General features: G+C 42.6%; 7 protein-coding genes and 1 tRNA gene. 5 read left to right on the forward strand and 3 right to left on the reverse strand.

Annotated features, from left to right (window positions below):
* Positions 1–220: 220 nt before the first annotated feature.
* Both MICAI_RS01720 and MICAI_RS01725 read left to right on the forward strand, forming a co-directional pair.
* The gene (locus MICAI_RS01720) at positions 221–1,783 is read left to right on the forward strand and encodes a B12-binding domain-containing radical SAM protein (protein ID WP_008196943.1); all 1,563 of its coding nucleotides are present in this window, start codon (positions 221–223) and stop codon (positions 1,781–1,783) included.
* A gap of 260 nt (positions 1,784–2,043) precedes the next feature.
* Positions 2,044–3,123, forward strand: coding sequence for an AOC03_06830 family ribosome hibernation factor (locus MICAI_RS01725; protein ID WP_008196944.1), 1,080 nt, complete (start codon positions 2,044–2,046; stop codon positions 3,121–3,123).
* Positions 3,124–3,125: 2 nt separating this feature from the next.
* Here the strand turns inward: MICAI_RS01725 and MICAI_RS01730 are convergent, their stop codons facing one another.
* Complete coding sequence (locus tag MICAI_RS01730; protein ID WP_008196947.1) at positions 3,126–3,569, reverse strand: molybdenum cofactor biosynthesis protein MoaE; 444 nt, start codon at positions 3,567–3,569, stop codon at positions 3,126–3,128.
* A gap of 673 nt (positions 3,570–4,242) precedes the next feature.
* Between MICAI_RS01730 and rdgB the strand changes: the two genes are divergently transcribed.
* Positions 4,243–4,836, forward strand: a complete 594-nt coding sequence (gene rdgB / locus MICAI_RS01735; RefSeq protein ID WP_008196948.1) for an RdgB/HAM1 family non-canonical purine NTP pyrophosphatase — start codon at positions 4,243–4,245, stop codon at positions 4,834–4,836.
* On the opposite strand, the gene lipA is transcribed toward rdgB, so the two are convergent.
* Positions 4,799–5,704: a lipoyl synthase gene (gene lipA / locus MICAI_RS01740; RefSeq protein WP_071988975.1), complete on the reverse strand. Its 906-nt coding sequence runs from the start codon at positions 5,702–5,704 to the stop codon at positions 4,799–4,801. The genes rdgB and lipA overlap by 38 nt on opposite strands.
* Before the next feature lie 71 nt (positions 5,705–5,775).
* Here lipA and MICAI_RS01745 point away from each other — a divergent pair.
* Positions 5,776–5,849 (forward strand) — tRNA-Pro (locus tag MICAI_RS01745).
* Positions 5,850–6,286: 437 nt separating this feature from the next.
* Complete coding sequence (locus MICAI_RS01750; RefSeq protein ID WP_008196951.1) at positions 6,287–9,280, forward strand: type ISP restriction/modification enzyme; 2,994 nt, start codon at positions 6,287–6,289, stop codon at positions 9,278–9,280.
* A gap of 209 nt (positions 9,281–9,489) precedes the next feature.
* Here the strand turns inward: MICAI_RS01750 and MICAI_RS01755 are convergent, their stop codons facing one another.
* A complete protein-coding gene (locus MICAI_RS01755; RefSeq protein WP_008196953.1) occupies positions 9,490–9,885 on the reverse strand; it encodes a helix-turn-helix domain-containing protein in 396 nt (131 codons plus the stop codon).
* Positions 9,886–9,979 lie beyond the last annotated feature (94 nt).

Consider the following 9,979-nt stretch of genomic DNA (forward strand, 5'->3'; position numbering starts at 1 on the left):
GTAACATAACTTTTCAGACTATGCAACATTTCTTTACATAAATTTTATTGATGTTAACCATAAACTTTTATGGGGGTAGGGTCAAGGGTAGGCAATGGCGGCCAAAAATCAAGCCTGATCTCAGTTGTAGGACTAAATAACCGTTTTCCCATCCCTGACCGAAAAAGATTACAATCAAGCGAAAGGTCAAGAATCGATCGCCATCGAGCGAGGAGTGAATATGCGCGCCTTACTGATTTATCCCGTTTTTCCGCCGACTTTCTGGTCCTATAACAAAATTCTGGAATTAGTTGATCGCAAAGTCTTACTTCCCCCCCTGGGTATGGTGACGGTGGCGGCGATTTTACCGCAGGAATGGGAATTTAAACTGGTCGATCGCAATATTCGGGCGGTGACAGAAGCAGAATGGGACTGGGCCGAAATAGTGATTCTTTCCGGCATGATTGTGCAACGTCAAGATTTAATCGAGCAAATTCACGAAGCCAAGCAACGGGGTAAACTGGTGGCTGTGGGTGGTCCCTATCCCACTTCTATCCCCCACGAAGTGGCTGAGGCCGATTTTCTGATTCTCGATGAGGGAGAAATCACCATTCCGATGTTTGTGGAAGCATTGGCAAGAGGAGAAACCAAAGGTGTTTTCCGCACCACAGAAAAACCCGATGTGACAATTACCCCGGTTCCACGCTACGATCTGCTCGATTTTGAAGCTTATGATTCCATGTCAGTGCAGTTTTCGCGGGGCTGTCCCTTCCAGTGCGAATTTTGCGATATTATCGTTCTCTATGGTCGTAAACCCCGCACCAAAACCCCCGCACAATTATTAAAAGAATTAGATTATCTCTACGAATTAGGTTGGCGTCGGGGCGTGTTCATGGTGGATGATAATTTTATCGGTAACAAGCGCAACGTTAAATTACTCCTCAAAGAATTAAAGGTTTGGCAAGAAGAACACCAGTACCCTTTCCGGTTTAACACGGAAGCGTCGGTGGATTTAGCCGCCGATCCCGAATTAATGGCTATGATGGTTGATTGTTACTTTGATGCGGTCTTTTTAGGTATTGAAACCCCCGACGAAGAAAGTTTACAATTAACCAAAAAATTCCAAAATACCCGTAGTTCGTTAACCGAGACGGTAGAAAAGATTATTAAAGCAGGATTGCGCCCCATGGCGGGATTTATCATCGGTTTTGATGGCGAGAAAAAAGGAGCGGCCGATCGCATTATTAATTTTGTCGAAGAAGCAGCCATTCCCACGGCTCTATTTGGAATGTTACAAGCTTTACCCAATACCGCTCTATGGACTCGCTTGGAAAAAGAAGGACGACTACGATTAACGGGGAAACAGGACATTAACCAAAGTACCCTGATGAATTTCGTTCCCACCCGGCCGATCGAAGATATTGCCACAGAATATATTGAAGCCTTCTGGAAATTGTACGATCCGGAGGTATTTCTCGATCGCACCTATCGCTGTTTCCTGAAATTAGGCGCACCTAAAGCGAAACCAGCCTTTAAACTGCCTCGCCGGGCCGATCTCTATGCCCTAGCGGTAATTATCTGGCGACAGGGCTTTAAACGTTCCACGCGCTGGAAATTCTGGCAGAATTTATTCGGTATTTTGCGCCATAATCCCGCCAACGCCGAACACTATATCACTGTCTGCGCCCACAACGAGCATTTCCTGGAATACCGTCAGATTGTCCGGGATGAAATTACGGCACAATTAGCCGAATTCCAGCGCCAAGAGGCATTAATAGCGGAAAAAACCGCCATAGCGGCCTAATTATTCCGAGGATGGGTTATTTACCCATCCTGAACATTTTCTGTCCTGATGGTGGACGATCAATAAATCAATAATATTCCTAGTTTTCTGGTTAAAAATTCCCTCAATCTCTGCCAAAGCAATTCAGTATAAATTCTTAATTTTCTAGATATAATTACATTTTTTCCCTAAAATGTTAGCTGGAATACTGAATAAATCGAGAAAATCTGGATAAAGCCAGTATTTTTAGCTCCTTAACCCTATCAATCAAGCTAAAATCAATGATTACTCGTCAAGAACTTAAGAAACTACAATCCCTAACTCAAATACCCGCCCTTTCCATTCTCTTACCTACCCATCGCACCTCACCGGATAACAAACAAGACCCTATTCTCGTTAAAAATTTGGTCGATGAAGCAAAGCACCGATTATCGGCAGAATTCTCTAAACGTGAAATCGAACCTTTGTTCGAGCGCCTCGATAGTCTCGTGGCTGAAATAGATTATCCTTATACTCTAGATGGATTAGCTCTCTATATTGGTCCGGATATTGCCAAGCTTTATAACTTGCCTTTTTCTGTCCAGGCAAGAGTTGTCATCGATAAAACCTTTGCCACACGGGATTTAGTTTATGGATTACATCGAGAACAACCCTATTGGCTGTTACTATTAAGTCAGGGTTCTACTCGTTTAATCTCAGCTACAGGAGAAACTCTCGAAGAAATTCGCGATCAGAATTTTCCCTTAGAAATGACTGGACCGGGGGCCACCGCACCACTGCCCTTTGATGCCGATACCAGTTATCTAGATGATAGAATCCGGCGATTTTTCCAGCAGGTAGATAATGCTCTGGGTGAATACATTGACATTGATGATTCTTCCCCTTTGATTGTGGGTGGAGTGGTTCGTCAAATTTCCTTCTTTCAAGAAGTTTCACAGTACACATCAGCAATTGTTGGCACTTTAACCGGCAATTTTGACAAAACCTCACTGCCAGAATTAATTCCGCAAGTATTGCCGATTATGCATTCAGTGCGTCAGACTCAAAAAACTGAAGCCCTGCAAGCTTTGGACGCGGCAGTCAGCGCTCAAAAAGTTATCTCTACCCTGGGAGAAGTGTGGCGTTTAGCGCAGGAAGGTCGAGGAAAATTGTTATTAGTGGATAAAAATTACCATGTACCCGCAGTTTTAAGCGAAAACGGTGATTTGATACTGGTGGAAAACGTCGGTGGTACGGAGGTAATCGATGATGCAGTGGATGAAATTATCGAAGTGGTATTGGCCAAGGGAGGACGTGTAGCTTTAGTCGATGAAGATTCCTTGAACGATTACCAAAAAATTGCCTTAATTTTGCGTTATTAGACCTAATGGGCCGTTTCACAAGCCCCAATACTAACCCATTGACTAGAACCATCAGACCAGTATTCTTTTTTCCAGATGGGGGCATTATGCTTGAGAGTATCAATAGCATAACGACAGGCTGCGAAAGCTTCCCCGCGATGGGGACAACCCACCGCTACTAAGACGCTAATTTCTCCGATTTGTAGCTTACCAGTGCGATGGTGAATGACAACTCGATTGGTATCGGGCCAAGTTTGCCGAATTTGCCGAGCAATTTGCCGGAAAACCTCGATCGCCATGGGTTCGTAGGCCTGATAATCAAGACAAATAACCGGTTTACCGTCGGTTTGCTCCCGTACAGTGCCACTCATTAGTACAACAGCACCATTAGCCCCATCATCGGCTAATTGATATACTTCCTGCAAAGATAAGGGAGCAAAACTGACGCGAAAACTATCTGGTGTCATGGATGAGGGGATCGGGGAGTGGGGAAGTGGGGGGGGTGGGGAGATGGGAATTATGAATTATGAATTATGAATTGGGGGGTGGGGAGATGGGAATTATGAATTATGAATTATGAATTGGGGGGTGGGGAGATGGGAATTATGAATTATGAATTATGAATTATGAATTGGGGGGGGAAGTGGGGAAGTGGGGTGTAGGGTGTGGGGTGTGGGGTGTAGGGTGTGGGGAAGGAAACCTCTTTCATCTCTGGTGGTGAAAATTTTTTCAAGAAGACAATTGCTGTCAAACCAGCAAGCCGAGTATTTTGGATGTATTTGTACTTCCTTGATCTGTTTGTCTTTGAGTCTTTCAGTCAATGGGAATTTTAAGGAACCCATCCTTAACTTTAATCCTGGCAATAATCAGGGGGAAATGTCCGTCCGATCCAAAGCAGAACGTAGGTTGGGTTGAAGCATGAAACCCAACGCCCGATTATGTTACGCTACCGCTAACCCATCCTACAAATAATTGTGCCTCCCTACTTAACTTTAATCCTGGCAATAATCAGGGGGAAATGTCCGTCCGATCCAAAGCAGTCAGGGAGTTAAAAGTTTTCACTGTAGCTTTAGTGTATAGTGAAATATTCTCAACGTCAAGCCGTCCTAAAAGGCCGGGGTTTCAAACCGATTATTTTCGATGAAAAAATTAATTCTAGCCACGAGTAACCCGGGTAAATTAGCAGAGATAGGGGAATACTTAACCGATATCGACCTAGAATTGCAGTTAAAACCCGATGATTTAGAGATAGAGGAAACCGGGGCGACTTTTGCCGAAAATGCCTATTTAAAAGCTGCTCAAATTGCCCTAACTTTGGGAGAATGGTCGATCGCTGATGATTCGGGATTGGAAGTAACCGGGTTAGGAAATGCCCCGGGGATTTACTCGGCCCGCTATGGTAAAAATGATCGAGAAAGAATCGATCGCCTAGTCAGAGAATTAGGGGATAATCAAGATCGTTCGGCCCGTTTTGTCTGTGTAATTGCGATCGCACGTCCCGATGGTGAGATTGCCTTGAGCGCCACAGGAATCTGCACGGGAGAAATTCTCACCAGTACTAGGGGTGAGGGTGGTTTTGGTTACGATCCGATTTTTTATGTCCCCGAATACGCTTTAACCTTTGCGGAAATGCCTCCCGAATTAAAAAGAAAAATTAGCCACCGAGGACGAGCTTTTGAGCAATTGCTGCCCCATCTCAAGACTCTCGCGGGTACAAATTCATTAAGGCTCTGACTTGTTCAGCATGATAAGAGCTTCTTGTCAAGGGACTCGCAACAATTTGTAAAAATCCCAGAGATTCCCCATATTCGCGCCAAGCGTGGAACTGTTCGGGGGTGACAAATTCCTGCACACCGAGATGTTTTGGCGATGGTTGCAGATACTGCCCGATGGTGAGAATATCACAATCAACGGCCCGTAAATCGCGCATTACTTGGCGCACTTCCTCGTCGGTTTCCCCCAATCCCACCATAATGCCCGATTTTGTGTAGGTAGCGGGAACAATGGCGCGAGCGCGCTGCAATAATTCCAGAGAACGCTGGTAATCACCCTGGGGACGCACACGACGGTAGAGACGGGGAACAGTTTCGGTATTGTGGTTTAAAACTTCAGGTTTAGCGGCAAGAATTAAAGCTAAAGCCTCCCAATTGCCGCAAAGATCGGGAATCAGCACTTCGATGGTGGTTTTTGGGGAAATGCGGCGAATTTCCTCGATACAACGGACAAATTGACTAGCGCCTCCATCGGCCAAATCATCGCGATTGACAGAAGTGATCACTACATGATTAAGATCAAGACGTTGCACGGCTGCCGCTAGTCGCAGGGGTTCCGTGGAGTCTAAAGGTTGCGGTTTTTTCTCAAAATCGATGTCACAGTAAGGACAGGCGCGAGTGCAAGCAGGACCCATAATTAAAAAGGTAGCCGTCCCCGCGTGGAAACATTCGCCGATATTGGGACAGGAAGCCTCCTCACAAACGGTATTTAAGCCTAAATCGCGTAAAACTTCCTTAACACTGCCGACTCGCTGCCATTGCGGTGCTTTTACCCGTAACCACTCTGGTTTTACCGTCACGCCTGAACTACTCCGATAATTTTTGCCTATATCTGTAATATCCTAGCAAGTCTCGACCCAATCAAGGCCGAATATGCTATGATAATTTAGCTAAAAACTTTCGGGATGTAGCGCAGCTTGGTAGCGCACTTCGTTCGGGACGAAGGGGCCGCAGGTTCGAATCCTGTCATCCCGATTAAAGACAATCAAGGGGAGAGGCAAAATAGGCTCTCTTGGGTTTGCTGGGTAAAATGTATTCTAGGATATAGTCCTGCTGGCGAGGGAGTGGAAAGAACCACTCCAGACACAGAGGACACAAAGATCGATCGCTCCTATATGGGTTAAACTGATCACACCAAGAATAAGAGAGTCCAAAATCTATCTTCTCTTTGATTATAACTACTTATTTACCTCCTCTAAGCCCATGTCTAGATTATTAATCAGCCAGTATCAGGCGGAAGTTGAGAAGATTGTCCAATATGGCGGCAGTCGCAAGGAAACTTCGATTAGAGTAGAACGTAGGTTGGGTTGAAGCATGAAACCCAACGCCCGCATGGGTTACGCTACCGCTAACCCATCCTACAAATAATTGTGCCTACCTACTTAACTACTTAATTTACCTCCTCTAAGCCCATGTCTAGATTATTAATCAGCCAGTATCAGGCGGAAGTTGAGAAGATTGTCCAATATGGCGGCAGTCGCAAGGAAACTTCGATTAGAGTCGCTTTTCAGAATTTATTAAATGACTATTGCAAGGCGCAGGATTTTTTGTTAATTCCGGAGTTGGATTATCGCACTAAGTCGGGAAAAGTTGTCTATCCTGACGGGACGGTTAAGGATGCTTTACGGTTAGATTGGGGATATTGGGAAAGTAAGGATCAATACGATAATTTAGATGAAGAAATTGAGAAAAAGTTAGCGAAAGGCTACCCTAATGACAATATTTTATTTGAAGACTCCCAGACGGCGGTTTTAATTCAAGGAGGAGAGGAAAGACTGCGCGTCTCCATGCGCGATGATGAGGCTTTGGATGGGATTATTAATGCTTTTATTAATTATGTACGTCCAGAAGTTAACGATTTTCGAGAGGCGATTGATAGTTTTAAGGAAGATTTACCAACAATTTTAGAAGCGTTGCGGGGTTTAATTGCGTTGCAGTCGGAGACGAATCGGAATTTTGTGACAGCGCGGGACAATTTTTTAGAGATTTGTCGCAAGTCAATCAATCCAGAAATTAGTCTGGAAGATGTGCGGGAGATGATTATTCAGCACATCCTGACAGAGGATATTTTTATCAATATTTTTAATGAGTCCCAGTTTCACCGGGAAAATAATATCGCTAGGGAATTACAGGGAGTGATTGAAACTTTCTTTACTGGTAATACCAAGCGCAATACTTTAGGGACTATTGAACGTTATTATGCGGTAATTCGGCGGACAGCGGCGAATATTTATAACCACCACGAAAAGCAGAAGTTTCTCAAGGCGATTTATGAGAATTTTTATAAAGCATACAATCCGAAAGCGGCGGACCGGTTGGGAATTGTCTATACACCCAATGAAATTGTCCGTTTTATGATTGAAAGTGTCGATTATTTAGTCCACAAGCATTTTGGTAAGTTGTTGGCGGATCCAGGAGTAGAAATTTTAGATCCGGCGACGGGGACAGGAACTTTTGTAACGGAGTTGATTGAGTATTTACCGAAGGATAAGTTACGGTACAAGTATAAGCATGAGATGCACTGTAATGAGGTGGCAATTCTGCCTTATTATATTGCTAATTTGAATATTGAGTTCACCTACAAGCAGAAGATGGGTGAGTATGAGGAGTTTGAGCATATCTGTTTTGTGGATACCCTGGACCATGCTGCTTTTCATCTCAAGCAGATGGATTTGTTTGCCATGTCGGTGGAGAATACCCAACGCATTCAAAATCAAAATGACCGCAATATTTCTGTAATTATTGGTAATCCTCCTTATAATGCCAAGCAGGAAAATTTTAATCAAGATAATGCAAATCGAAGTTATGAAGCGATTGACAAGCGCATTAAATATAGTTATGTCAAAGAAGGTAAGGCACAGAATCAAATTGTCGTCTATGATATGTACACTCGTTTTATTCGTTGGGCTTCTGATCGGTTAAATAAAAATGGTATAATAGCGTTTATTACTAACTCTTCTTTTATCGATGCGTTGGCTTATGATGGATTTAGAAAAGTAGTAGAGAATGAGTTTAGTGAAATTTATATCATTGATTTAGGTGGTAATGTCAGGAAAAATCCTAAACTTTCAGGGACAACTCATAATGTTTTCGGTATTCAGACGGGGGTGGCGATTAGTTTGATTGTGAAGCGAGAAAGTAATAATCTTCCTTGTCAAATTTTATATACTCGCCGTCCTGAATTGGATACAGCAGCGCAAAAATTAGAGTTTTTGTCATCGACAAAACTTAATCAGCTTGATTTTGAGCATATCATCCCAGATAAAAAACATAATTGGCTCAATCAATCAGATAATGACTTTGATCAACTGCTACCCTTGGTTGATAAGGAGGTAAAAAGTGGTAAGTCTGAGAAAGCTGTGTTTAAGTTGTTTTCGTCAGGACTTAAAACTCAGCGAGATGAGTGGGTTTATGACTTTTCAAGAGATACGCTCGAAGCAAAGATGAGGTTTTTTGTAGATGTTTATCAGAGAACTTTTAAAGATGAAAATTATCAAGAACGAAATCAGATTAAATGGGATCGAGAATTAACTAAGTATCTTTCTAAAAGAATATCAAAGGTATTTAACGATGCTAATATGTTGATGAGTTATTATCGTCCATATACAAAACAATGGCTCTATTTTGACAAGCATTTCAACGGAATGACTTATCAATGGTTTAATATTTTTAACAATGAATTTAATAATATCATAATTGGCTTAAATGTCGGTTCAGACAAATTTGTATCTCTTGTATCAAATCATATTATTGATCTTGCTTGTTTGCTAGTTAGTGGGGGTAGTACCCAATGTCTCCCCCTCTACTACTACGACAAAGAAGGAAACCGCATCGATAATATCACCGATTGGGGATTGCAACAATTCCAAAAACATTACAACGATAAAACCATCACCAAACTCGATATCTTCCACTACACTTATGCAGTCCTTCACTACCCAGAATATCGCAGTAAATATGAATTAAACCTCAAGCGAGAATTTCCCCGGCTTCCCTTTTATGATAACTTCTCTCAATGGGTAGAATGGGGAAGCAAACTAATGGAATTACACATCAACTATGAAACCGTCGCACCCTACCCACTAACCCGCATTGATACTAATAATAACCTCAAACCGAAAACTAAACTAAAAGCTGACCGAGAAAAAAATTCCATCAACCTCGATGATGTCACTTTCCTACAAGATATTCCCAAAATTGCCTGGGAATATAAACTCGGTAATCGTTCGGCCCTAGAATGGATTTTAGATCAATATAAGGAAAAGAAACCCAAAGATAAAACCATCGCCGAAAGATTTAATAACTATCGCTTCGCCGATTATAAAGAAACAGTAATTGACTTATTACAACGAGTCTGCACTGTCAGCGTCGAAACCATGAAAATAATAGAAGCGATGAGACATTAAAAAGATTGCTTCCGGGAAATCTTATTCTACATTCTACACCCTGCCTCCAAGAAAAACTTTTTGCCGCAAACCCTAAGTAGGGAGGCATAATTATTTGTAGGATGGGTTAGCGGTAGCGTAACATGAGCGGGCGTTGGGTTTCATGCTTCAACCCAACCTACGTTCATCTTATATTTAATTCCACCCACCCACTTACTTTCTATTCTTGTCTAAGTTGTTGTAGTTTTTCTGTCTCTTTTGCGGGTGGTTGTATAGTTTTTTTTGCGGGTTATTCCCAAGCGTTCGGCTATTCTTGCCACTGTCGCCACACTTAACACTATACCAGTTCTTTCTAGGAATAGTTTCGATAGTTGAGCAAGAGTTGCGTCATTATTTTCCTCAATTAACGTACCGAGGACGAGCATTTGTTCTGGCGTGAGTTTTAAATGACGTCCACATCGATAAGTCTTTGGTCGAACATCTCCTGTGTCTCGATATTGTTTCAAAAGCTTTTGTACAAAACTTAGGGTTACGCAGAATCTTTTCGCTAATTGTCTTTGAGAGATGGGTTCGTTATAATAACAGTCGAGGATTTTCTGACGGAACTCTACTGGATAGGATTTCATTTTTAGTGCGGTTTAGCTATCGATAATATTATACTTCATATTTGTGAGAAAGAAAGAAAATTGAGACGAGGCAACCCTACCCCCCCAACCCCCC

It is taken from the genome of Microcystis sp. T1-4, assembly GCF_000297435.1.
Taxonomy (GTDB): Bacteria; Cyanobacteriota; Cyanobacteriia; order Cyanobacteriales; family Microcystaceae; genus Microcystis.